Consider the following 654-nt stretch of genomic DNA (forward strand, 5'->3'; position numbering starts at 1 on the left):
AGTGCTAGCTCTTACAGGCTGTCAAGCTACTCAACGCCAAAATGCAACAACGGGTGAATACGAAACGAACTCTACCACGCAAGGCGCGCTAATTGGTGCTATTGCTGGTGCAGCGATCGGTTTGGCAACTGGTGATAACGCAAAAGAACGTCGTAAACATGCTCTTATTGGTGCGGCGGCAGGCGGTGCTACTGGAGCAGGCGTCGGTTATTACTTTGACCAACAAGAAGCAGAACTGCGTCGTGCGTTGCTAAACTCTGGCGTACAAGTACAGCGTGTAGGTGAAAACCAACTTCTACTTCGCATGGAAAATGGCATTGGCTTCTCTTCAAGCTCATACCAACTGGATGCAAGCATCCACAATACTCTACGTGGTGTTGCTCGTATTCTGGTTGAATACCCGGATACAAGCCTAGTCATTGATGGCTACACAGACAGCACTGGTAGCGAATCATACAACCAAACGCTTTCTGAGCGTCGCGCGGAATCTGTTCGTCAGTTCCTAGTGTCTCAAAAAGTGGCTCCAGGCCGTGCAATTGCACGTGGCTACGGTGAGCGCAATCCAATTTGCTCAAACCAAACTTCTGAAGGTCGTGCTTGCAACCGCCGTGTTGAAATCCAGATCTTGCCACTGAAGTAATTTGGTAGCACCAT

General features: G+C 49.4%; 1 protein-coding gene. It reads left to right on the forward strand.

The features are described from left to right. Nucleotide 1 precedes the first annotated feature (1 nt). Nucleotides 2-640 (forward strand): OmpA family protein, encoded by a 639-nt coding sequence (locus tag R7E78_RS27415; RefSeq protein WP_318058790.1) that lies wholly within the window; start codon nt 2-4, stop codon nt 638-640. The last annotated feature ends 14 nt before the right edge of the window (nt 641-654 follow it).

This window comes from Vibrio sp. YT-19(2023) (assembly GCF_033337395.1).